This window comes from Micromonospora musae, assembly GCF_003626635.1.
In the GTDB taxonomy this organism is placed as follows: Bacteria; Actinomycetota; Actinomycetes; order Mycobacteriales; family Micromonosporaceae; genus Micromonospora; species Micromonospora musae.
Map to the genome: position 1 here is coordinate 192266 of NZ_RAZT01000002.1, position 21208 is coordinate 213473.

22 protein-coding genes are annotated in these 21208 nt (G+C 74.1%); 14 read left to right on the forward strand and 8 right to left on the reverse strand.

All coding sequences use genetic code 11. The features are described 5' to 3' along the window. Positions 1 to 7 precede the first annotated feature (7 nt). Genes D7044_RS03880 through D7044_RS03895 form a run of 4 tightly spaced genes read right to left on the reverse strand, consistent with a single transcriptional unit; the run spans position 8 to position 4747 of the window. The gene (locus D7044_RS03880; RefSeq protein WP_120688217.1) at positions 8 to 697 is read right to left on the reverse strand and encodes a D-sedoheptulose-7-phosphate isomerase; all 690 of its coding nucleotides are present in this window, start codon (positions 695 to 697) and stop codon (positions 8 to 10) included. Beyond that, positions 694 to 1911 (reverse strand): glycosyltransferase, encoded by a 1218-nt coding sequence (locus D7044_RS03885; protein ID WP_120681332.1) that lies wholly within the window; start codon positions 1909 to 1911, stop codon positions 694 to 696. Before D7044_RS03885 ends, D7044_RS03880 begins: the two co-directional genes overlap by 4 nt. Further along, positions 1896 to 2873 (reverse strand): glycosyltransferase family protein, encoded by a 978-nt coding sequence (locus D7044_RS03890; RefSeq protein WP_120688004.1) that lies wholly within the window; start codon positions 2871 to 2873, stop codon positions 1896 to 1898. The genes D7044_RS03885 and D7044_RS03890 overlap by 16 nt, the downstream gene beginning before the upstream one ends. Then, positions 2873 to 4747 carry an HAD-IIIA family hydrolase gene (locus tag D7044_RS03895; protein ID WP_120688005.1) on the reverse strand — a complete coding sequence of 625 codons (1875 nt, stop codon included), beginning with the start codon at positions 4745 to 4747 and terminating at the stop codon, positions 2873 to 2875. The genes D7044_RS03890 and D7044_RS03895 overlap by 1 nt, the downstream gene beginning before the upstream one ends. A 171-nt stretch (positions 4748 to 4918) precedes the next feature. Here D7044_RS03895 and D7044_RS03900 point away from each other — a divergent pair, with 171 nt between their 5' ends. The 3 genes from D7044_RS03900 (at position 4919) to D7044_RS03910 (ending at position 7277) form a co-directional block, all read left to right on the forward strand. After that, positions 4919 to 5365 carry an SRPBCC family protein gene (locus tag D7044_RS03900; protein ID WP_120681326.1) on the forward strand — a complete coding sequence of 149 codons (447 nt, stop codon included), beginning with the start codon at positions 4919 to 4921 and terminating at the stop codon, positions 5363 to 5365. Further along, entirely contained in the window at positions 5362 to 6363 is a 1002-nt protein-coding gene (locus D7044_RS03905) for an SDR family oxidoreductase (RefSeq protein WP_120681324.1), read from the forward strand. Before D7044_RS03900 ends, D7044_RS03905 begins: the two co-directional genes overlap by 4 nt. 146 nt (positions 6364 to 6509) lie before the next feature. Then, complete coding sequence (locus D7044_RS03910) at positions 6510 to 7277, forward strand: polyprenol monophosphomannose synthase (protein WP_120681321.1); 768 nt, start codon at positions 6510 to 6512, stop codon at positions 7275 to 7277. Positions 7278 to 7535: 258 nt separating this feature from the next. On the opposite strand, the gene D7044_RS03915 is transcribed toward D7044_RS03910, so the two are convergent. Further along, positions 7536 to 9140, reverse strand: a complete 1605-nt coding sequence (locus tag D7044_RS03915; protein WP_120688006.1) for a phytoene desaturase family protein — start codon at positions 9138 to 9140, stop codon at positions 7536 to 7538. A gap of 72 nt (positions 9141 to 9212) precedes the next feature. On the opposite strand from D7044_RS03915, the gene D7044_RS03920 reads away from it, so the two are divergent. After that, on the forward strand, positions 9213 to 10646 hold the full coding sequence (locus tag D7044_RS03920) for an aldehyde dehydrogenase family protein (protein ID WP_120688218.1): 1434 nt from the start codon (positions 9213 to 9215) through the stop codon (positions 10644 to 10646). Between the two features lie 58 nt (positions 10647 to 10704). On the opposite strand, the gene D7044_RS03925 is transcribed toward D7044_RS03920, so the two are convergent. Then, complete coding sequence (locus D7044_RS03925) at positions 10705 to 11106, reverse strand: ChaB family protein (RefSeq protein WP_120681317.1); 402 nt, start codon at positions 11104 to 11106, stop codon at positions 10705 to 10707. A 207-nt stretch (positions 11107 to 11313) separates the two neighbouring features. Between D7044_RS03925 and D7044_RS03930 the strand changes: the two genes are divergently transcribed. The 4 genes from D7044_RS03930 (at position 11314) to D7044_RS03945 (ending at position 13670) form a co-directional block, all read left to right on the forward strand. Continuing rightward, positions 11314 to 12294, forward strand: a complete 981-nt coding sequence (locus D7044_RS03930; RefSeq protein ID WP_120681315.1) for a YihY/virulence factor BrkB family protein — start codon at positions 11314 to 11316, stop codon at positions 12292 to 12294. A gap of 45 nt (positions 12295 to 12339) precedes the next feature. Continuing rightward, positions 12340 to 12756, forward strand: coding sequence for a DUF2795 domain-containing protein (locus D7044_RS03935; RefSeq protein ID WP_120681313.1), 417 nt, complete (start codon positions 12340 to 12342; stop codon positions 12754 to 12756). Positions 12757 to 12810: 54 nt separating this feature from the next. Further along, positions 12811 to 13272, forward strand: coding sequence for an SRPBCC family protein (locus D7044_RS03940; protein WP_120681311.1), 462 nt, complete (start codon positions 12811 to 12813; stop codon positions 13270 to 13272). Positions 13273 to 13409: 137 nt separating this feature from the next. Beyond that, positions 13410 to 13670, forward strand: a complete 261-nt coding sequence (locus D7044_RS03945; RefSeq protein ID WP_120681309.1) for a hypothetical protein — start codon at positions 13410 to 13412, stop codon at positions 13668 to 13670. A 94-nt stretch (positions 13671 to 13764) separates the two neighbouring features. Here D7044_RS03945 and D7044_RS03950 read toward each other — a convergent pair whose 3' ends face one another. Next, on the reverse strand, positions 13765 to 15030 hold the full coding sequence (locus D7044_RS03950) for an MFS transporter (RefSeq protein ID WP_199716461.1): 1266 nt from the start codon (positions 15028 to 15030) through the stop codon (positions 13765 to 13767). A gap of 153 nt (positions 15031 to 15183) precedes the next feature. Here D7044_RS03950 and D7044_RS03955 point away from each other — a divergent pair, with 153 nt between their 5' ends. Next, a complete protein-coding gene (locus tag D7044_RS03955; protein WP_120681307.1) occupies positions 15184 to 15393 on the forward strand; it encodes a hypothetical protein in 210 nt (69 codons plus the stop codon). On the opposite strand, the gene D7044_RS03960 is transcribed toward D7044_RS03955, so the two are convergent. Further along, positions 15390 to 15836, reverse strand: coding sequence for a hypothetical protein (locus D7044_RS03960; protein WP_120688007.1), 447 nt, complete (start codon positions 15834 to 15836; stop codon positions 15390 to 15392). The genes D7044_RS03955 and D7044_RS03960 overlap by 4 nt on opposite strands. A 140-nt stretch (positions 15837 to 15976) precedes the next feature. On the opposite strand from D7044_RS03960, the gene D7044_RS03965 reads away from it, so the two are divergent. The 5 genes from D7044_RS03965 (at position 15977) to D7044_RS03985 (ending at position 21027) form a co-directional block, all read left to right on the forward strand. Further along, on the forward strand, positions 15977 to 16324 hold the full coding sequence (locus D7044_RS03965; protein WP_120688008.1) for a DUF6401 family natural product biosynthesis protein: 348 nt from the start codon (positions 15977 to 15979) through the stop codon (positions 16322 to 16324). Positions 16325 to 16458: 134 nt separating this feature from the next. After that, positions 16459 to 18588, forward strand: a complete 2130-nt coding sequence (locus D7044_RS03970; protein ID WP_120688009.1) for an ATP-binding SpoIIE family protein phosphatase — start codon at positions 16459 to 16461, stop codon at positions 18586 to 18588. Positions 18589 to 18657: 69 nt separating this feature from the next. Further along, positions 18658 to 19335 carry an HAD family hydrolase gene (locus D7044_RS03975; RefSeq protein WP_120688010.1) on the forward strand — a complete coding sequence of 226 codons (678 nt, stop codon included), beginning with the start codon at positions 18658 to 18660 and terminating at the stop codon, positions 19333 to 19335. A 94-nt stretch (positions 19336 to 19429) separates the two neighbouring features. Beyond that, positions 19430 to 20722 (forward strand): cation:proton antiporter, encoded by a 1293-nt coding sequence (locus D7044_RS03980; RefSeq protein WP_120681299.1) that lies wholly within the window; start codon positions 19430 to 19432, stop codon positions 20720 to 20722. 89 nt (positions 20723 to 20811) lie between these two features. Next, on the forward strand, positions 20812 to 21027 hold the full coding sequence (locus D7044_RS03985; protein WP_120681297.1) for a DUF3072 domain-containing protein: 216 nt from the start codon (positions 20812 to 20814) through the stop codon (positions 21025 to 21027). Positions 21028 to 21208 lie beyond the last annotated feature (181 nt).

Below are 21208 nucleotides of genomic sequence, written 5' to 3' on the forward strand. Positions count from 1 at the left end.
TGCCCCCTCATCCTCGCGCCTGCACCTGTTGCCCGGCCCCGCCGTCGAGCACCACCTCCACCCCGGCGTGCACGCTCCCCCGCCGCGCCGGCCCGTCGACGGCCACGCCGGTCACCGCGGCCAGCGCGGCCGGCAGCGCCTGGTCGACGTACTCGCAGAGCAGGTGGCTGGAGACCAGGTGCAGCTCCTGCACCACCTGGCTGTCCGGGGAGGCGACGGCGAGCGCCTCGTGACAGGCCTCGGCGAGCGGATTCGGGGCGGGGCCGGTGAAGGCCCAGCAGCTCAACCCGGCCTCGCGGCCCGCCTCGGCGGCCGCGAGCAGGTTGCGGCTGGCTCCGCTGGTCGACAACAGCAGGAGGATGTCGCCGTCGCGCCCGTGCGCGCGTACCTGGCGGGCGAAGACCTCGTCGTAGCCGTAGTCGTTGGCGATGGCGGTGACGGCCGAGGTCTCGGCGTGCAGGGCGATGGCCGACAGGGGTTGCCGGTCGTCGCGGAGCTTGCCCACCAGTTCGGCGGTCAGATGCTGCGCCTCGGCGGCGCTACCGCCGTTCCCGGCCACCAGGAGTCGTCCACCACCGACCAGCCGCCGGGCCAGCGTCTCACCCCACCGGGCGAGCAGCCGCTCGCACTCCCGGTACGGCAGCAGGGCGGCGGCCAGGTTCGCCAGGTGGGCGTCGAACGGCGAAGCCGGCATCAGGCCACCACCCCGGTCGGCCGGTGCACGGCGGCCACCTCGTCGTAGACCTCGGCCAGCCGCTCGGCGGTCGCCGCCCACGAGTAGCGCAGCCGGGCCCGTTCCTGAGCGGCCCGGGCGTACGAGAAACGGCGGATCCGGTCGTCGAGCAGCGCCTGGATCGCGGTGCCCAGGGCCCGCGGGTCCCGGGCCGGAACCAGGTCACCGGTGACCCCCTCGACCACGGTGTCCTTGAGCCCGCCCACCGCCGTGCCGATCACCGGCACCCCGCAGGCCATCGCCTCGAGCGGGGTGAGCCCGAACGGCTCGTACCAGGGGGCGGCGACCAGGACGTCCGCCGAGCGGTACCACCGCCCCATCTCCTCGCGGGGCACCGCGCCGACCAGACGCACCCGGTCGGCCACCCCGCAGGTGCCGGCGAGGGCGCGCAGCCGCCGGGCGTACGGGTCGCTCTCCAGCAGCCCGACCGGCGGACCACCCACCACCACACACTCGGCGTCGGGCACCAACGCCATCGCCCGGACCACGGTCTGGAAGCCCTTGCGCTCCACCAGCCGGCCGACGGTCAGGATCCGGGCCCGCCCCGGTTCCCGCTCGGCGGCGGGCCCGAGCGGGGCGAAGGTGCCCAGGTTCACCCCGGACGGGATCACCGTCATCCGGGACCGGGGCACCCCCATCCGGACCAGCTCCCCGACCTCGTCCTGGCACTGGGCGACCACCCGGTCCACCGAGCGGCCCAGCTCCCGCTCGTACGCCACCCGTCGGGCCGGGCTGGTGTCCTGGACCCCCTGGTAGCGGCGCTTCACGGTGCCGAGCGCGTGGTACGTCTGCACCACCGGCACCCCGGTCTGCCGGCCGGCGGCGAGCGCGGCGAGACCGCTCATCCAGAAGTGCGCGTGGACCACCTCGGGCGCCCAGTCACCACCCCGCCACCGCTCCACCAGCCAGCGGCTGAACTCCTTCATGTGCGGCAGCAGCGCGTCCTTGGCCAGCGGCTCCGCCGGTCCGGCCGGTACGTGCACCACGTCGTAGCCGTCGGGGCCGCGTACCGTGACCGGCAGGTCGACGGCGTCGCGCCGGGTGTACACCCGCACGTCGTGCCCGGCGGCCGCGAGCGCGGCGGAGAGCTCCGCGACATGCGTGTTCTGGCCACCGGCGTCCTCGCCGCCGAGGACGGCGAGCGGGCTGGCGTGCTCCGAGATCATCGCGATGCGCATACTTCCTCCTCCAGCAGCCGGTCCCAGTCGGCGAGGAAACGGTCGAGGCCGTACCGGTCGCGGGCCGCGGCCCGGGCGACCGAGCCCGCCTGCCGCGCGAGCGCCGGTTCGGCCATGAACCGGCGGGTGGTCTCCAGCAGCGTGTCGACGCGGGTGTCGAGGGCTCCCGCCCCCGGCGGTACGGCCATCACCGCCTCCGTGGTGGCGAGCGCGACGACCGGCATGCCGATCGACATCGCCTCGACGAGGCTGAGCCCGAGTGAGGTCCACCGGCACAGGTGCAGGTATGCGCGCCGCCGGGCCAGCTCCTCGTGCATCCGGGCCTGCGGCACGTCGTCGTGGCTGGTCACCCGCTCGGGCGGCAGCCCGAGCCGCTCGGCCAGCCCGGCCACCTTCATGCCGTAGACGTCCAGCGGGGCGATCTCGGCGAACCTCGGCAGCAGGTCGGTGCCGGTCACCCGCCAGCGGCGTACCGGCTCGTTGATCACGACGGCGAGCCGGTCGAGTTCGCCGGTGTACTCCACCGTCGGCGGCACGATGCCGTGGTCGATCACGGTGGTGCGGGTGCCCCCGGTGTCCCAGAAGAGCTCGTTGAACGCCGTGACGTGCGCGATGAGCAGGTCGTCGCGGTCGGCCATCGGGTGCCGGCTGTGCGGGACGTCGCCGTCCTTCGGGGTGTTGTGCTCGACGTAGACGGCGGGCACGTCCCGACCGGGGCGGCGACCCAGCCACTCCTCGGCGAGATCCAGCTCCTCGGGGCGCTGCACGATGACCACGTCGACGTCGGCTCCGGGCAGCTCCTCGGGGCCGACCTCGACCGCCGTCTCCGGCCAGGGGTAGGTACGGGCGCGGCCGAGGCCGTACGGGCCCCGGTCGGGAGTGGCCGGGACGAGGTAGCGGTGCCTGCCGTGCACGAACGCGGTGGTCCAGGAGCCGTGCACGTGCCAGAGCAGGATGTTCATCAGCCGCTCCCGCCCGTGGCGGTCGCCGCCGCACCGGCCGCGTACGGTTCGGTCCGCGTGCTCCGGGCGGCCGTCGCGGTCGGACCGACCGTGGTCCGGGTGTCGTCCGCGACCACGTCGAGCAGCCGCAACGCCGTGAGCACCTCGGCCGGTTCGATCGTGGCCAGGCACGGATGCCCGGGGACGGGGCAGTCGGCGGCCCGGGTGTCCCGGCAGCCGGCCGACGCGTCGCCGAGTCGGACGGTGGGCACCCGGTACGGGCCCCACTGTCCGAACGGGACAGTGGGGGCGAAGAGGCTCACCACCGGCACCCCGCAGGCCGCCGCCACGTGCGCCGGACCGGTGTTGCCGACGACCACCGCCGCCGCGTTCGCGATCACCCCGGCCAGCTCGGCGAGCCCGGTGCGACCGCCCAGGTCCAGGCCGGTGGGGCCGGCCACCGCCGCGGTCAGCTCCCGTTCCTGCGGCGCTCCGGTGACCACCAGCCGGTAGCCCGCGTCGGTGAGCGACCGTCCGATCCGGACGACGACCTCGGGCGGGCAGGCCCGGCTGGGCACCGACGAACCGGGGTGCAGCACGACGTAGCCCGGCGGCCCGAACGAGGCCGGTGGCCGCGGCACCGCGTCGGCGCGCAGCCGGAGCACGGGCTGGTCGCCGTCCGGTAGGCCGTAGCCGGCCGCGGCGGCGAGGGAGAGGGCACGTTCGGCCTCGGGCACCCCGGCCGGGACGCGGTGCCGCAGATCGAGGAGGCTCCCGGGGTAGTCGTCGCTGATCGCGGCGACCCGCGGCACACCGGCCATACGCAGCAGCAGCGCCAGCGGCAGCGGCGACTGGTGGAACGAGGTGAAGACGATCGCCTCGTCGGCGCCGAGGGCGGCCAGCCGTGCCGTGAGCGTGTGCATGTCCTGCGGGGCCACCGGTCCCGGGGCGGGATCGATCCAGGGCAGCCGGTGCTCGACCAGCTCGTCGACGCCGGGCAGCAGGTCGGCGGCCGCCCGCCCACGCGGCCCGCAGAGCATCACCACCCGATCGGCGCCGGCCGCGACGGCCCGGATGGCCGGGCCGGTGACCAGTACGTCCCCCGCGGAGTCGGCCCGCACCACCAGCACGGTTCCCCGCCGGCCCGCGGTCGCGGTGCCCACGGGAGCGGCGGACCGCCCCACCGTCGCCGGCCACTCCGCCCGGACACCGAGCACGCTGCCACGGGCGCGCTCCAGCCCGCTGCCGGGCGCGTCGCCGGACGTCGACCAGGGCGGAGCGTTCGGTACCACGGCCGCCTGCCGGCGCAGGATCTCGTCGACCGCCGCGGGCAGGTCGGGCGCGACCCACGGGGCGGCGGCGATCTCCTCGGGCCGGGTCACCGGTGTCGGCACCAGCACTCCGGCCGCGCCGGCCGCCAACGCCGCCGTCACGTCGCGGCCGATGTCCCCGACCATGACGCAGCGGTCCGGGACCGTGCCGAGGTCGCGCGCCGCGGCGCGCACCAACCCCGGTGCCGGTTTACGGCAGCCGCACGCCTCCTCGTCGTCGTGGGGGCACACCTGCCACGTGTCGAAGGGCCCCAGCAACAGTTCGATCCGGGCGTGCACCGCCTCCATCTGGGCACGGGTGAACAAACCTCGCGCGAGGCCCGACTGGTTCGTCACCACCCCGAGCCGCAGGCCGGCGGCGCGCAGCCGATCCAGCGCGGCTCGCGCCCCGGTCACCGGCCGCACCTTCTCCGGATCACCGTTGTACGGGACGTCCTCGACCAACGTGCCGTCCCGGTCCAGCAGCACGGCGTCGAACAGGGCCAGCCCGGACGCGACCCGGTCAGCACCGGCAAAAACCTGGGCTGACCTGCGCTGATCCAGCTCGACCTGGTCCTGTCGCACGGGCGGCGGGTTCCCTGCGCCCCGAGGAGTAAACGTCAGCCTCGACGCGGTGGCAGCACACGCGTCCCACGGCCAACCCTCCGGCCGCCCGCGCACGCCTTACCCGTCGCCCCGGAGAAGCTAACCCGTCGGGACCGTTAGCCCCGGTCGGGGCGAGGGTATGAGGGGCCAGTGGCGATTGTGGAGAAAGTGATCGACGCGCCCCCGCAGCAGGTCTTCGACGTGCTCGCCGACGGGTGGACGTACAGCGACTGGGTGGTCGGCACCACGCACGTGCGTGACGTGGACGACCACTGGCCGCAGGTCGGCAGCCGACTGCACCACCGCGCCGGGCCGTGGCCGTTATCGCTCCAGGACGCCTCGACGGTGCTGCTCTGCGAGCCGCCGCACCGGCTGGTGCTGCGGGCCGGGCTCTGGCCGGCCGGTGAGGCGATCGTGACCTTCACTCTCGAACCGGTGGGCGAGGGCGCCACCCGGGTGCGGATCGGGGAGGAGTTCGCGGCGGGCCCGCTGCGCTGGGCGCGTAACAAGGTCAACGATCTGGTGCTGCATCTGCGCAACCGGGAGACCCTGGCCCGGCTCTCCGACATCGCGACCCGTCAGAAGGACCGGCGGTGACCCAGTCCGTGGTCGTCACGGGGGCGAGCGCGGGGGTGGGCCGGGCGGTCGCCCGCGCGTACGCGCAACGGGGTGCCCGGGTCGCGCTGATCGCCCGCGGTGAGGCGGGCCTGGCCGCCGCGGAACGGGACTGTCGTACGCGGGGGGCCGTCGACGTCCGCGCCTACCGGGTCGACGTGGCCGACGCCGGCGCGGTGCAGCAGGCCGCGGACGACGTGGTGCACCACTGGGGCACCATCGACGCCTGGGTCAACAACGCCATGGTCTCCGTCTTCGCTCCGGCGTGGGAGATCACCGCCCCCGAGTTCCGCCGGGTCACCGAGGTCAACTACCTGGGCACCGTGCACGGCACGCTCGCGGCGCTGCGCCACATGCGGGCGCACGGGCGGGGCGCGATCGTGCAGGTCGGGTCGGCGTTGGCCTATCGCGGCATTCCGCTGCAGTCGGCGTACTGCGCGTCGAAGCACGCCATTCAGGGCTTCAACGACTCACTGCGGGCGGAGCTGCTGCACGACTGCCCGGCGGTGTCACTGTCGATGGTTCAACTGCCCGCGCTGAACACTCCGCAGTTCTCCTGGGTGCGCACCCGCCTCCCGCGGCATCCGCAGCCGGTGCCGCCGATCTTCGCGCCGGAGGTCGCCGCCCGCGCGGTGCTGTGGGCCGCCGACCGCGGGGTGCGGGAGTTGAACGTGGGCGGGCCGACGTGGCAGGCCCGGCTCGGCGACATGTTCCTGCCGGGCCTGCTGGACCGCAAGCTGGCGCGCGACGGCTACGACAGCCAGCAGACCGAGACGCCGATCGACCGGGCGACCTGGCGGGACAACCTCGACCGTCCCGGCGACGACGAGCAGGATCACGGCGCCGACGGCATCTTCACCGACCAGGCCCGGCACCGGTCCGCCGCGCTCTGGGTGGACGTCCACAAGCGGGCTCTCTCCGGGCTGGCGCTGGCCGGGTTGACGCTCGCGCTCGCGGGTCTGGCCCGGCGCCGCCGCTGAGCCGCCGGAACGACCAGCGCCATCGATCGTTTCGAGAGTGGGCGAGCCCCCCGGCGCAACCCCCGATCGGGGAGCCTTTACGAGACCGATACGGCAAGTGGCTACCCTCTCAGGGAATCCCTGTCGGCAAACTGAGGATGTCCGTCATGATCGAACCCGTGCAGCTGCCCGCTCCGTGGCGGGACGCACGACTGACCGTCGTGGTGCCCACCTACAACGAGGCGGGGAACCTCCCGGTCCTGGTCGAGCGGCTCCTTGCGCTGCCGCTGCCGGGCCTGCGCATCCTCGTCGCGGACGACAACTCGCCGGACGGCACGGGTGAGGTGGCGGACAAGCTCGCCGTCGAGCACCCGGACCGCGTCGAGGTGCTGCACCGGCCGGGCAAGGAGGGCCTGGGGCGGGCGTACGTCGACGGGATCGGTCGCGCCCTCGACGGTGGCGCGGAGTACGTGGCGCAGATGGACGCGGACCTGTCGCACCCGCCGGCGGCGCTGCCCGGGATGCTCGGCGCGCTCCTGGCGACGCAGGCCGGCGTGGTGATCGGCTCCCGGTACGTGCCCGGTGGCGAGCTGGACGAGAACTGGCCGTTCTACCGTCGCGCGCTCAGCGGCTGGGCGAACCTCTACGTGCACACGCTGCTGCGGGTCCGGATCCGCGACCTCACGGCCGGCTTCAAGATCTGGCGCGCGGACGCGCTGCGCGACATCGGGCTCGAGCGGGTGCAGTCCAACGGTTACAGCTTCCAGGTGGAGATGCACTACCTCGCCACCAAGCTCGGCCACACCATCCTCGAGGTGCCGATCCGGTTCGAGGAGCGCCGCGAGGGCGCCTCGAAGATGACCACCGCCACGAAGATCGAGAGCGCGCTCATGCCCTTCAAGCTGCGCAGCAAGCACCGTAACGTCGAACGCTGAAGCCGCTTCGCGGCCGTTCGTCCGGGTTGGGCGGCTTCCAGCCCACCCGGACCGGCCCGGGCCGGGCCGGGCCCGCCGTCACGAAGCGTGCCAGAACTCTCCGTAACGGCCGCTCCGGCGGGGCGCCCCTCCCATTTCTCCTCGGCCTCGGGGCGATCACCCTCAGTGAGGCAGGTGCCGAGGAGAGCGCAGCGGAGGCGGCACCGAGCAGGGCACATCGGGCAGATACCGAGCGGGGCGCCGGCTCCTGCGAACGGGTCAGCTGTAGATGGCGCGTTGGGCCGTACCGATGGCGGCGGCGTAGAGGCTGCCGGTCAGGGCGCGGTCGCGGGCCAGGGCGGCCCGGGCGGCGTTCGCCCCGGGAGCGCCGTGCACCCCGCCGCCGGGATGCGCCGACGCGCTGGCCAGGAAGAGCCGGTCCACCGGGGTGTCCGCTCGACCGAGGCCGGGGACCGGGCGCAGGAAGAGCTGCTGGTACGCGGCTGAGGTGCCGCCGCCCACCGCCCCGCCGATGAGGTTCGCGTCGCCCTTCTCCAGGTCGGCCGGGCCGGCCACGTGCCGCCCGACGATCAGGCTCCGGAACCCCGGCGCGGCGTCCTCCAGCACCTGCTCCATCCGCTCGACGTGCCCGGCGATCTCGTCGGCCCGCCAGATCCGCCGGAACGGCAGATGGGTGTACGACCAGAGCGACTCGGTGCCCGGCGGCGAGTGACTCGGATCCGCCACGCTCATCTGGCCCGCCAGCAGGAACGGCCGCTGCGGCAGCTCCCTGCGGGCCAGCTCCGCGGCGTAGCTGGTCAGGCCGTTCAGGTCGGCGTTGAGGTGCACGGTCCCGGCGGTGGCCACCGCCGGATTGGTCCACGGCACGGGTGCGCTGAGCGCCCAGTCCACCTTCAGCGTGGAGCCGTCCCAGCGGAAGTGCGACAGGTCCTCCACCAGCCTCGTCGGCAACGCCGCCGCGCCGACCAGGTCGAGGTAGAGCGCCGGGGCCGGCACATCGGCGAGCACCGCACGCCGGGCCCGCCACAGCGCGCCGCCGACCGTGCGTACCCCCATGGCCCGCCCCCGCGCGGTCAGCACCCGATCCACCCGCGCTCCGTAGAGGATCCGTCCACCACGCTCGGTCAGCCGGGCCACCAGCGCGTCGGTGATCTTCTGCGACCCGCCCTCCGCCACCGGCCAGCCGACCTGCTGCCCGAGCATGGCGAGCAGCCAGCCGTACACGCCGGAGCCGGCCTCCTCGGGCGACAGGTCGGTGTGCAGGGTGCAGCCGGCCAGCAGCGCGGGCCCGCCCTCACCGTCGAACAGCTCGTCGGCGAGCTTGCGGATCGGCACGACCAGCCGTCGGGCCAGCCGCAGCACGCCGGAGACCCGCATCCGGCTCAGCAGGGCCAGCCCACCACGCACCGGTGGGAACGGCGTGGTGATCGTCTCCATCATCGGCTCGGCGACGTCGATCCAGTCGTCGTACGCGGTCAACCACCGCTCGCCGTCGCCGGGCGCGAACGACTCCAGCGAGGCCGCCGTGACGTCGGGATTCCGGTTGAGCACCGCGGCCCGGCCGTCGGGCAGCAGGTGAGCCAGCACGTCCGGGGAGTGCCGCCAGCTGAGTCCGTACCGGGCCAGGTCGAGCCGGCGCAGCACCGGCGAGGCGTACCCGAGGGGGTAGAACGCGCTGTACAGGTCGCTGAGGTAGCCGGGGGCCGTCACCTCGGCCGACCGGACCGCGCCGCCCGGCACGCCGTTCGCCTCCAGGACGACCACGTCCCAGCCGGCGTCCGCCAGTATGTTGGCGGCGACCAGCCCGTTGTGGCCGGCCCCGACAACGACGGCGTCCGCGCTCTCCGCGCCGGTGGGACTCATCGGATCCGCCTACCCTGCCTGGAACCGTGCGAAACGCGTTTGCCTCGGCGGGACCGGGGCATGCAGCGCCGCATGTACACGGTTGCGCAGCTGATAGGTGGGGTCTGGGGCGCCGGCGGCGACGAGGGTGAGCTGGTCGTGCACGACCCGGCCGACGGCTCGCCGGTCAGCTCGGCTCCGGTCGCGACGGCGGACGTGATCGGCAAGGCGGTCGACGCGGCCCGCGAGACGGAGCCGGAGTGGGCGTCGACTCCGCCGGCGGAGCGGGCGGCGGCGCTGCACCGGGCGGCGGACGCGGTGGAGGCGATCACCGACGAGCTCGCGGCGGCGGTCACCGCCGAGATGGGCAAGCCCCTGGCGGACGCGCGCGGCGGTGTCGAGGCGGGCATCGGCACGCTGCGACAGTACGCGGAGCTGGCCCCGGTACGTGGCGGGCGCACCCTGCACGGCGGCCACCACGCGATCGACTTCATGGTGCCGCAACCGCACGGGGTGGTCGCCGTCATCACCCCCTGGAACGACCCGGTGGCGGTCTCCTGCGGCCTGCTCGGCGCGGCACTGGTCACCGGCAACGTGGTGCTCTACAAGCCGAGCGAACGTACGCCGGCCACCGGATGGCTGCTGGCGAAGGCGCTGGACGAGGCCCTGCCGCCCGGGGTGCTCTCGCTGCTCACCGGTGGCGCGGAGACCGGGGCGACGCTCGCGGCGCAGCCGGTGGACGTGGTGGCGCACGTCGGCTCGACCGCCGCCGGTCGGGCGATCGCCGCGGCCGCGGCGCGCACCGGCGCGAAGGCGCTGCTGGAGAACGGCGGCAGCGACCCGCTCATCGTGGACGGCGACGTCGACCCCGTCTGGGCCGCCCGGGAAGCCGCCCTGGGCGCGTTCGCCAACGCCGGCCAGATCTGTGTCGCCGCCGAGCGGATCTACGCCCACCGCGATGTGGCCGAGGATTTCGTGGCCGCGCTCGTGGAGCGCGCCACCCAGCTGCGGACGGGGCCCGGCCGGGATCCGGCGACCGAGCTCGGCCCGCTGGTCGACCGCCGGCACCGCGACCACGTGCACGGCCAGGTCACCGCGGCGGCGGCGCAGGGCGCGCGGGTCCTCACCGGCGGCACGCTCCCCACCGGCCCGGGGGCGTTCTACCCGGCCACGGTGGTCGCCGACTGCCGTCACGACATGCCGCTGGTGCGCGACGAGACGTTCGGGCCGGTCGCTCCGGTCGTGGTGGTGGACTCCTTCACCGAGGCGCTGCGGTGCGCGGCCGACTCGCCGTACGGGCTGGCCGCGACGGTGCTCACCGGTTCGATGAGTCACGCCCATCGGGCCTGGCGTGAGCTGCCCGTCGGCACCGTGAAGGTCAACGCCGTGTTCGGCGGCGCGCCCGGTGGGGCCGCGCATCCGCGGCGGGCCAGCGGCCAGGGCTTCGGGTACGGGCCGGAGCTGTTGGACGAGTTCTCCGCGATGAAGGCCGTGCACATCGAGGCGCCGGGCGGCGGCCACTGGTGACGTACGCGACGGGTGGCCGTCCGTGATCGGACGGCCACCCGTCAGGGTACGAACCGGATCAGCGACCCCGCGCCTGGGTCGTCTTCCGGTTGTTGGCCTTCTGGATCGCCTTGACCAGCTCGGGCTTGTTCATCCGCGACCGGCCCGGCACGTCCAGCTTGCGGGCGACCTTCATCAGGTGGTCCTTGGTCGCGTTCGCGTCCACCCCGCCCGCCGTGGGCGCGCGGCGCTCCGGACCTCCGCCGGCCGCCTGCCGGTCGCTCGGACCCTTGCGGCCCTTCGACTCCCAGTGGTCGCCGACCTTCTCGAACTGGTTCTTCACCGAGGCGAACGCGGTCCGGTGGGCCCGCTCCCCCTCGCCGTACGTCTCCACGGCCGAGTCGTGCGTCTTCTCCCAGGTGCGCTGGGCCTTCGCCGGGGAGCGCCGCAGCGTGCTGGGCAGTACCTCGCGCCCGGGCATCTCGTCCTCCTCCGCGTCGATGGGTGAAATTGCTCTGCCTTCGACCGTTCCCCCGAGCCGGTGCCGCAAACCGCCGCCGGCCGCCGGGGCCCGGCCCGGTTTGCCGACATTCGGCCCTGGGTACCGAACGCGTGCGGAAGGGCCTCTTTCCGGACCGAATCCGCTGTAAAGGGGCTCTTCCCCCACGCCTCGGGCAGGGAGCGGAAGATGACGACGACGGACCACAGCGCCCCGGCCTCCGGTCGACCCGGCCTGCGCCTGCCCCGACGGGTACGCCAGCTGAGCTGGCGGACCTGGTCCGGGGTGCTGGTCCGCAGCGTGCAGAACTTCGTACGCGACAACTGCACCGACTGGGCCGCCGCCCTCACCTACTACGGCGTGCTGGCGCTCTTCCCGTCCGCCATCGTGGTGGTCGCCCTCGTCGGTCTGGTCTCCGACGGCGAACAGACCGTGGACACCGTGCTGGAGCTGGCCCGCCAGGTGGGCGCCGGCTCGGTGGTGGGGAACGAGAGCTTCGTCGGCGTGGTCCGGACCGTCGTCGAGCAGGAGAGCTCGGCGAGCGTGCTGCTGAGCTTCGGTCTGCTCGGTGCGCTCTGGTCGGCGTCCGGTTTCATCGGCGCCTTCACCCGCGCCTCGAACGCCATCTACGGGGTGGCGGAGGGGCGCCCGTTCTGGAAGCTGCGGCCGTTGCAGATCGGGCTGGCGGGGCTCTCGCTGGTGCTGCTCGCGGCGGTGGCCACCGGACTCATCGTCAGCGGCCCGGTCGCCGACGGGGTCGGTGACCTGCTCGGCGCCGGTGGACTGGCCCGGACGGTGTGGAGCGTGGGGCGGTGGCCGGTGCTCGCCCTGATCATGATGGGGCTGTTGTCGCTGCTGTTCTGGATCGCCCCGAACGTACGCCAGCCCCGGTTCCGCTGGCTCACTCCAGGTGGCGCGGTGGCGTTGACGGCCTGGGCGGTCGCCTCCTTCGGCTTCGGCGTCTACGTGGCGAACTTCGGCTCGTACGACGCCACGTACGGCAGCCTCGGCGCGGTCATCGCCTTCCTGGTCTGGCTCTACCTGTCGAACTCGGCGCTGATGCTGGGCGTGCAGATCAACGCGGAGTTGCAGCGGGGCCGGCGGTTGCAGGCCGGCGAGGAGGAGCCCGAGGAGCCGTTGCTGCCGCCGCGGGCGCCGGCCGGTTCGTGACCGCCTGCCGGTTTGACGCCGGTGCCCTCGGGTAGCGCAGAAGGCATGGAGCGTGGCAACAGCAAGCACGGACCGAGGATCGACGAGCAGATGAGCCAGGAGGTCAGCGGCCTCGTGCAGGGGCCGGGGACGGGCGGCTCCCGGGTCGACGAGTCCCGGGTGCCGGAGCCTGCGGGCGAGGACCAGCCGGAGGCGACCACCGCACCCGCCGGCGAGTTGCGCAGCGGAGCGCCCAAGGGCATGAGCTCGCAGGACGTCGAACGGCGCAGCCGGTTCGGCCGGTTCATCACGATGAGCGCGCTGCCCGGCGACCGGGAGACGCTGGTCGCGAACGCCCGGGACAACGACGCGCCGGACGACATCATCGCCGCGTTGCAGACCCTTCCCGAGGGCATCCGCTACCAGACGATCTCCGAGGTCTGGGCCGCGCTCGGCAACAAGAACGAGACGACGCGCTGGTGACCGGGGTCCTGCCCCGGCTCCGGCGACAGTTCCGTCGACAGTGAGGAGGACCTGATGAGTGGCGTTACCGAACACGTGGACGTCTCCGTCCCGGTACGGACCGCATACGACCAGTGGACCCAGTTCGAGGAGTTCCCCCACTTCATGGAGGGGGTGCAGCAGGTCCGGCAGCTCTCGGAGACGATGACCCACTGGACGGTGGAGATCGCCGGGGTGAAGCGCGAGTTCGACGCCGAGATCACCGAGCAGCTCCCCGACGAGCGGGTCGCCTGGCGATCCACGAGCGGTACGCAGCAGGCCGGTGTGGTGACCTTCCACCGGCTGGACGCGGAGAACACCCGGGTGACCCTGCAGCTGGAGTTCGAGCCGCGCGGCGTGGTGGAGCAGGCCGGCGACAAGATGGGCATCGTCGACCGGCGTGCCAAGGGCGATCTGGAGCGGTTCAAGCACTTCATCGAGCGGCGCGGGCAGGAGACCGGCGCCTGGCGCGGCAAGGTCGACCGCCCCCAGCCGTGACCCCCGTTCACCCCCGAGAGACACGAACGTACGACGGCCGCCGGGACCGACCCGGCGGCCGTCGTAGGTTCGCGCCCAACACCCGGTTCGCGCTCAGCACTCTGTTTGCGCTCAGCCCGCCCGGGTACGGCGATGACATGACGGACAAGAAGAAGGTGTGGCGCAACGAGGAGCGGACTTCCGTGGAGGAGGTGAGCCGGGCCGTCGCGGGCTCCTCGATCGACGGGCAGGGCGACGACGTCACCGCCAACGACGCGGGCGAGGAGTCGGCGTTCGGGCACGGGCCGGAGGCGGTCGACCGGGACGGTCAGGCCGCCGGCGCCGGCCGGGAACCGACAGATCCCGACCGGGCCTACCGCCCTTCGACCACCGGACGCACCGGCCCGGACACCCTCTGACGACACCGCGCCCGGCCCGCCGTCGACGTCGGCGGGCCGGTCCGTCCGGCGCGTCCGGCGACCCGGACGGCACCGGCGCGCGGGTCGGCCGTGCTCACCCGGCGACGGGCCGGCGGGACGCCGCCGCGTGCAGGGCGATCAACGCCACGGCCAGGGCCAGCAGCGCCGACCCGAGGGCCTGCACCGAGGTGTTCGAGATGAGCAGGCCGATCCCGGCCGGCACCACCGCCGCGCCCAGCGCGGAGGTGCCGACCTGCAACCCGATGGTCCGCTCCGCGTGTGCCGCGCCGACCCGGTCGGCGGTGGTGAGGGTGAGCAGCGGGAAGACCGGCGCGGCGGCGAAGCCGACCACCACCAGCCCGACCACCGCCACCCAGGCCGGCGCGGGCAGCGCGATCAGCGCGGCACCCGCCGCCATGCCCAGCAGGCTGCCGCGCAGGACCCCGGCCGCTCCGAGCCGCTCGGCGGTCACCCCCTGCACCACCCGCCCCAGGAAGAGGCTCCCCCAGTAGGCCGACACGCAGAGACCGGCGACCCCGTCGGAAAGCCCGCGCCCCGAGGTGAGCAGCAGGAACGCCCAGAGCCCGGCGGAGACCTCGACCGCCACGTACACGGCGAACGCGAGCGCACCCAGCCAGACGGCGGGCAGCCGCAGCGTCTCGCGTACCGGGACGGGGCGGACCGGCGCGGCGGGTTCGGCCACGACGCCGACCGAGCCGGCGGGCCCCGACACCGCGTCGCCGACCGCCGCCACCGGGGTGTCCGCGGCGTCCGGGGCGTCCGCGGCGGGAACGCGCTGCCGCCAGGCCCGCACGCTCAGCACGAACGCGGTGGCCAGGGCGAGCTCCGCCGCAGCCACGATGCCGTACCCCCAGCGCCAGCTCTGCCCGGCGCCGAGCGCGCCCGTCATGATCAGCGGCCCGATGGCGACGCCGAGCCCGAAGAAGGCGTGCAGCCAGTTCATGTGCCGGGCCCCGAGCGCACCGGCGGCGTACGCGTTGAGCCCCGAGTCGATCGCACCGGAGCCGAGCCCCAGCACCACCGCGCTCCCGATCACCATGGCCAGGCCCGGACTGACCGTGTAGCCGGTCAACGCCAGGGCGGCCAGGATCGTGCTGCCGGCGAGCAACCAGCCCACGCCGAGCCGGGCCAGCGTGAAGCCGGCCAGCACGCTGGAGGTCAGATACCCCGCCGTGCTGGCGGTGAGCACCAAGCCCACCGCCTCCGTGGGCACGCGGAAGTCGGCCGAGATAGATGGCCAGCCGACGCCGATCAGGCCGTCGGGCAGGCCGAGGCTGACGAAGGCGAGGTACGCCAGCAGGAGCAGGGCGGCCCGGGGCCGCGCGGGGGTGGCAGACACGGAGGCACATCCTGCCTTCCCGCGCCCCCGTTGAGCCGTACCGGGTCCCCGCCCGGCGGGTCGCTCCGCCGGATGGTCCGAAAAACGGACAGCTCATCCAGAATCGGCCGAACGGGGGACGGCAATGCCGTCGTATCGCGTAAGACTTTCCGGATGCCACAAAGCTCCGGAATCCTCAGCACGCGTCAGCGCCGCCTGGCCTGGCTCGGCTTCCTGCTCGCCGCCCTCCAGGCCCCCGTCTCCGCCCGGCTCGTCTCCGACGACTCGTGGTTGTTCAGCCTCTGCGTCGCGCTGATGGTGGCCACCGTGCTCCTCGCCGACGACGCCCGCCGGCGGACCGCCGACGCCCGCGCGAACGACTAGTCACCGGCACCCGGACGCGCCTCGTGTCCGGGCAGGCCACGGGTTCGCCGCCGCTCCTTCATCTCCGCCTCGCGGAGGTGGCGCCGACCACCGACCAGCTGCTCGCGGGCGTACCGGTCAAGCTCCCGGAAGAGCGTGTAGTAGCCGTCGTCGAAGTCCTCGACGATCTGGAAGGTCCAGCGTCCGGCTATGACGTTGCGCCCCAGCAGCTGCGTACGGATCCGTTCGGCGGTCTCCGGATGCCCGGCGTCGCGGAACATCCGCACCGCGTCGTCGAGCATCAGGTCGGCGTGCCCGATCAGCTGGTGCAGCGAGTAGAGGTGACCGCGTGCCCGTTCCACGCACTCCAGCGCCTCGCTGAGCTTGCCCAGCGCCGCCACCGTGCCGTCGCCGACTCCTGCCGGCCGCTGGTGCGCCTCGTCGGGTCCGTCCTGCTGCGCCATCGTGCCTCCGTGCTCCTGTCCGTGCGGACGGTTCCGCTCGGCCGAGGCGGGCCGGGCTCGCCCCCGCCCCGTGGCCGGCTTCACACCACCGGGGGAGGTAGCGCTCCGCCGGCGAGTGGCCTCGGTTAGCGTCGTTCCCCATGCGTGTGCCGTTCAACCGGGTCGCCCCCCGTGCCGTCGACTCGGCACGGTCCGCCCTCGCCGCCCTCGCCGACGCAGTCGGCGACGGTCTCGCCGTCAGCACCGAACGCCCAGGGCTGCACGCCCTGCTCGACCAGCACGCCGCCGCCGTACGCGACGCGCTCGGCGGTGACCTCCGTCCGTTGAACGTGGCGGTGCTCGCCGGCTACCTGGAGGGGCTGCTCACGGCGGCGTCGGAGCGCGGCTGGCAGCCCGTGGTCGGCCCGATCGACTGGTCCGATCCGGACTGGCTGCGCATCCGGCTGCTCGCGGTCCACGCGCTGGCCCGCTCCCTCGATCCGGCCTGAGGCACCGACCAGCCCGAACTGTCGTGCCACGACGACTTCGCCCGTCGGGCGCCGACCTCGCCCGACAGGGATCGCCGCGACGCACCGCACATGATCGGAAACTGCGGAGCCGGTCCTCGGGCTAGGCTGCGGGCATGCCAGGAACGGTCGGGCGGGTCCCCACACCGTCGGCGCCGCTGTCCGGGTCACCCGTCCGGGCCGACGCGGCGGCCGCCGTCCTGGCGTACGACTGGGCCGGCACGGCGCTCGGTCCGCGCCACTGCTGGGATCCCGCGGTGCGGGCGGTCGTCGACCTCGTCCTCGCCTCCCCGGTGCCGATGGCCCTCGCCTACGGCGAAGACCTCCTCCTGATCTACAACGACGGCTACGCCGAGCTGATCGGTGAGCACCACCCGGCGGCTGTGGGGCGCCCCGCCGCCGAGGTGTTCCACGAGCTGTGGCGCCTGCCGGGCGTCGGGAATGTGATCGAACGCGTCTACCGCGACGGCGGGACGTTCCTGGAGAAGGAGAGCACGCTCCAGCTGGTCCGCGACCGCAGCGGCGTGGTCGAGCAGGCCGTCTTCACCTGCGGGTACTCGCCGGTGCGCGACGGGGGCGGGCGGGTCGTGGCGGTGCTCGCCGTGGCGGCCGAGACCACCCACGTCACCCAGCAGCTGCAGAGCCTCAGCGAGGTCGCCGCCGCGCTGGCCGGCACGCTGACCCTGGACGACGTCGCCCGGGTCGCCCTGCGTTACGCGATCACCACGTTCGACGCCGACCGGGTCGCGTTCGGGGTGGACGAGGGGGGCGGCGGCTGGCGGATGGTCCGCCGGATCCGGGGCGAGCTGATCGACGAGGCTGACGAGCGGCTCCCCCCGCTGTGGCGGCGTACCCCCGCCGACTGGCCGGACCCGCTGGTGCAGGCGGCCCGGACGGGCAATCCGCTGATCACGAGCGCCGGTCAGCCGCTGCGCGAGACCGCCGTGGACCGGCACGACCAGAAGATCGTCTCGCTCGCCGCGGCGCCGCTGCACGCGTCGGTCGTCCGCGGTGGGCTCTCCGTCGGCCACCAGGCCGCACGCACCTGGTCCGCCGCCGAGCGCGCGCTGCTCGCCGCGTCGGCGGAGCTCATCGGGCAGGCGGCCGAACGGGCTCGGCGGTTCGAGACCCAGCACGGCACCGCCCAACTACTGCAACGCAGCATGCTGCCCGAGCACCTGCCGGACCTGCCCCGGCTGCGCATCGCGGCCCGCTACGACCCGGGGGTGGACGGCAACGCGGCCGGCGGCGACTTCTACGACGCCTTCCTGCTGCCCACCGGCGAGCTGGGGGTCGTGCTCGGCGACGTGGCCGGGCACGACGTGCGGGCCGCGGCCCGGATGGGTCAGGTACGCGCGGCGCTGCGGGCGCTGGCCCTGACCGATCCGCGTCCGGACGCCGTCCTGGCCGGCCTGGACCGGCTCGTCGCCAGCCTGGGCACCGAGGCCGGCACGCCCGAACTCTTCGTCACCGTGATCTTCGGGGTCATCGACGCCGAACGGCAGGAGTTGACCCTGGCCAGCGCGGGGCACCCGGCCCCGCTGATCCGCCGCTGCGCCCCGGACCAGCGGCCGTACGCCGAGTACGTCGACCTGCCCACCGGCGCGCCGCTCGGGCTCGGTGCCCGACCGGCGGTGACGACTGTCCGGTTCGCGCCCGGGGACACGCTGCTGCTCTTCAGTGACGGGGTGATCGAGCGGCGGCGGCAGAGCCTCAGCGTCGGCCTGGCCACCCTCGCCGACGCGGTGGGCGCGGCCGGCAGCGGCGACCCGCGGGCGCTCTGCGCGGTGGCCAGCGCGGCGGTTCCCGAGGCCACCGAGGACGATGTCGCCGTCCTCGCGGTGGAGCACGCGTTGGTGCCGAGCCGGTCGGCGGCGATGGAGGTGCCGGCGGAGCCGACCGCCCCGAGCCGCGTGCGGCGCTGGTTGACCGCGCAGCTCGGCGAGTGGCGGGTGCCGGAGTCGCTGATCAGCGCGGCGGTGCTCTGCACCAGCGAGTTGACCACCAACGCGCTGCTGCACGCCGGCACCGCCGCCCGGGTGGAGATCGACCTGAGCGCCGAGCGGCTGCTGGTCTCGGTCGCCGACTCGGGCACCCGCGGGGCGGTGACCCGCGCCCAGACCGACACGTTGAGCAGCCGGGGCCGGGGGCTCGGGCTGATCGAGGAGCTGAGCGACGCCTGGGGCACCGACCCGACGGTGCGCGGCTCGACCGTGTGGTTCGAGCTGCTGCTCCCCGCCGACTGACCGAGCCCCGCCGAGTGAACCGAGCCCCGCTGCGCGTCGGCCCCGGCCGCGGCGGGTAGGAGGTCCGCCATGCCTACCGACAATCCCAGCGGCGTCCTCTTCGACGTCGACGGCACCCTGGTCGACACCACCTACCTGCACACGGTGAGCTGGTGGGAGGCGCTGCGCCAGACCGACCAGCCGGTCCCGATGGCCACCGTGCACCGGGCGATCGGGATGGGCTCCGACAAGCTGCTCGACCACCTGCTCGGCCCGGAGCGCGACCGCGACGCCGACGGGCGGCTGCGCGACGCGCACGACACCCTCTACGCCGAGTACTGGGAGCGCCTCACGCCGCTTCCCGGGGCGGCGGACCTGCTGCGGGCGTGCGCCGAACGCGGGTTGCGGGTGGTGCTCGCCACGTCGGCCGCCGAGCACGAGGTCACCGCCCTGCGCCGGGCGCTGGACGCGGACGACGTGATCGCGGCGGTCACCTCGTCGGAAGACGCGGCGCAGAGCAAGCCGGCGCCGGACATCCTGGTCGCCGCGTTGGACCAGTCCGGTCTGCCCGCCGAGCGGGTGGTCTTCGTCGGCGACTCGGTGTGGGACGTCGCCGCCGCCGGCAAGCTGGACATCCCCTGCGTCGGGCTGACCTGCGGCGGAACCAGCCGGGGTGAGCTGGCCGGGGCCGGCGCGGTGGCGGTCTACGACGATCCGGCCGCGCTCCTGGCGACGCTCGACGACTCACCGCTGACCCGCTCGACATGAGAGTCGCTCGGGGCTGAGGCATAGCCGGAGCGCCGGCGGGGCAAGGTCTGTCACCGCCTGCCCGCACCTCGCGGGCGCGCTCGGAGGTGGTGCGGTGGAACCGGTGGACGTGGCGTTCGCGGTGGTGGGTCTCGGTGCCCTGCTCGCCGGTGTCCTCCCCCGGTTGCTGGAACGCCGGCCGCTCTCCATGCCAATCGCGTTCCTCGGGCTCGGCATGGCGGTGTTCGTGCTGCCCATCGGTCTGCCGGTGCCGGACCCGCTGGCCCGTCCCGAACTGGCCACGCACCTCACCGAGGTCGGGGTGATCGTCGCCCTGATGGGCGCCGGGTTGAAGATCGACCGCCCGTTGAGCTGGTCGCGGTGGTCCTCCACCTGGCGGCTGCTGGCCGTCGCGATGCCCCTCTGCATCGTGGCGGTGGCCCTGCTCGGATGGTGGTGGGCGGGGCTGGTGCCGGCGGCCGCGTTGCTGCTGGGCAGCGCGCTCGCGCCCACCGACCCGGTTCTCGCCTCGGACGTCCAGGTGGGCGAGCCGACCGACGCGGAGGACTCGGAGGACGAGGTGCGGTTCGCCCTCACCTCGGAGGCCGGCCTGAACGACGGGCTCGCCTTCCCGTTCGTGTACGCGGCGATCGCCATCGCGGGCACCAGCCTCGCGCCCGGGGACTGGCTGGCCCGGTGGCTCACCGTCGACGTGCTGTGGAAGGTCGGCATCGGGGTCGGCGGCGGGCTGCTCGTCGGCTGGCTGCTGGGCAAGCTCTTCTTCCGCGCCCCGAGGCAGCTGCGGTTGGCCCGGCACGCCGAGGGCTTCCTCGCGCTGGCCGCCACGTTCCTGGCGTACGGGCTGGTGGAGGTGGCCGGTGGCTACGGTTTCCTGGCGGTCTTCGTGGCCGCCCGGGCGATCCGGGCCGCCGAACGGACCCACGAGTACCACGCCGTGCTGCACGACTTCGCCGAACAGATCGAGCGGCTGCTGACCGTCCTGTTGCTGCTGCTCTTCGGCGGCGCGGTGGTGGGCGGGCTGCTCGCCCCGCTCACCGTTCCGGCCGCCGCGGTCGGCCTCGCCCTGGTCTTCGTGTTCCGGCCGCTGTTCGGCTGGCTCTCGCTGCGCGGGGCGCCCGGACGGCCGGCCGAGCACTGGGTGATCGCGTCCTTCGGCATCCGCGGCGTCGGCTCGTTCTACTACCTGGCGTACGCGACCACGAAGGCGGACTTCCCGCAGGCCGACCTGGTCTGGGCCACCGTCGGGCTCGTGGTGATCGTCTCGGTGCTGGTGCACGGCATCGCCGCGACCCCGATCATGCAGCTGCTGGACCGCGCCGACGAACGGAGCCGCGACCCGGAGTCGGAGCGCACGGCCGAACCCACGGCGAGCGCCGCCCCGGCTTGAGTCGGAGCGGCTGCGACCGGCGCTCGGCCGGGGGCATGAACCGGCGGCAGCCGGGGTATTGGCACACCTGTTCGAGGGAAGGTGGAATCATGACGGACCGCAGCAGCGCCGAGGTCAACCCGCAGGGCGCGATCAAGGACCCCGACGAGTGGGTCACCGGGGCGGAGCCGCCCACGGCGGCGCAGGAGTCCTACCTGGCCACGCTCGCCCGGGAGGCGGACGCGGAGGTCCCCGAGGGGCTCACCAAGGCGGAGGCCTCCAAGCAAATCGACGAGCTCCAGGAGGAGACCGGCCGAGGCCAGTGACGCCGGCGAGGCCGCCGGATCGGGTCAATCGGCCTCGGGCCCCGAGCGGCCTCGGGTCCCGACCGGCAGATCGGCCGTACGTTCGCGACCCGCGCCGACGGATCGGCCGTTCGTGGCGTGACCCGCACCGGCGGCCGCAACCATCGTGGTGAGCCCGATACCGCAGAGGCATAGATATGCC

Bases quoted from the DNA above. Each gene is read 5' to 3' on its own strand.
- D7044_RS03885 (WP_120681332.1), bottom strand. From the start codon at position 1,911: ATGCGCATCGCGATGATCTCGGAGCACGCCAGCCCGCTCGCCGTCCTC.
- D7044_RS03890 (WP_120688004.1), bottom strand. From the start codon at position 2,873: ATGAACATCCTGCTCTGGCACGTGCACGGCTCCTGGACCACCGCGTTC.
- D7044_RS03910 (WP_120681321.1), top strand. From the start codon at position 6,510: ATGATCGAACCCGTGCAGCTGCCCGCTCCGTGGCGGGACGCACGACTG.
- D7044_RS03915 (WP_120688006.1), bottom strand. From the start codon at position 9,140: ATGAGTCCCACCGGCGCGGAGAGCGCGGACGCCGTCGTTGTCGGGGCC.
- D7044_RS03920 (WP_120688218.1), top strand. From the start codon at position 9,213: ATGTACACGGTTGCGCAGCTGATAGGTGGGGTCTGGGGCGCCGGCGGC.
- D7044_RS03925 (WP_120681317.1), bottom strand. From the start codon at position 11,106: ATGCCCGGGCGCGAGGTACTGCCCAGCACGCTGCGGCGCTCCCCGGCG.
- D7044_RS03930 (WP_120681315.1), top strand. From the start codon at position 11,314: ATGACGACGACGGACCACAGCGCCCCGGCCTCCGGTCGACCCGGCCTG.
- D7044_RS03935 (WP_120681313.1), top strand. From the start codon at position 12,340: ATGGAGCGTGGCAACAGCAAGCACGGACCGAGGATCGACGAGCAGATG.
- D7044_RS03940 (WP_120681311.1), top strand. From the start codon at position 12,811: ATGAGTGGCGTTACCGAACACGTGGACGTCTCCGTCCCGGTACGGACC.
- D7044_RS03945 (WP_120681309.1), top strand. From the start codon at position 13,410: ATGACGGACAAGAAGAAGGTGTGGCGCAACGAGGAGCGGACTTCCGTG.
- D7044_RS03955 (WP_120681307.1), top strand. From the start codon at position 15,184: ATGCCACAAAGCTCCGGAATCCTCAGCACGCGTCAGCGCCGCCTGGCC.
- D7044_RS03960 (WP_120688007.1), bottom strand. From the start codon at position 15,836: ATGGCGCAGCAGGACGGACCCGACGAGGCGCACCAGCGGCCGGCAGGA.
- D7044_RS03965 (WP_120688008.1), top strand. From the start codon at position 15,977: ATGCGTGTGCCGTTCAACCGGGTCGCCCCCCGTGCCGTCGACTCGGCA.
- D7044_RS03970 (WP_120688009.1), top strand. From the start codon at position 16,459: ATGCCAGGAACGGTCGGGCGGGTCCCCACACCGTCGGCGCCGCTGTCC.
- D7044_RS03975 (WP_120688010.1), top strand. From the start codon at position 18,658: ATGCCTACCGACAATCCCAGCGGCGTCCTCTTCGACGTCGACGGCACC.
- D7044_RS03985 (WP_120681297.1), top strand. From the start codon at position 20,812: ATGACGGACCGCAGCAGCGCCGAGGTCAACCCGCAGGGCGCGATCAAG.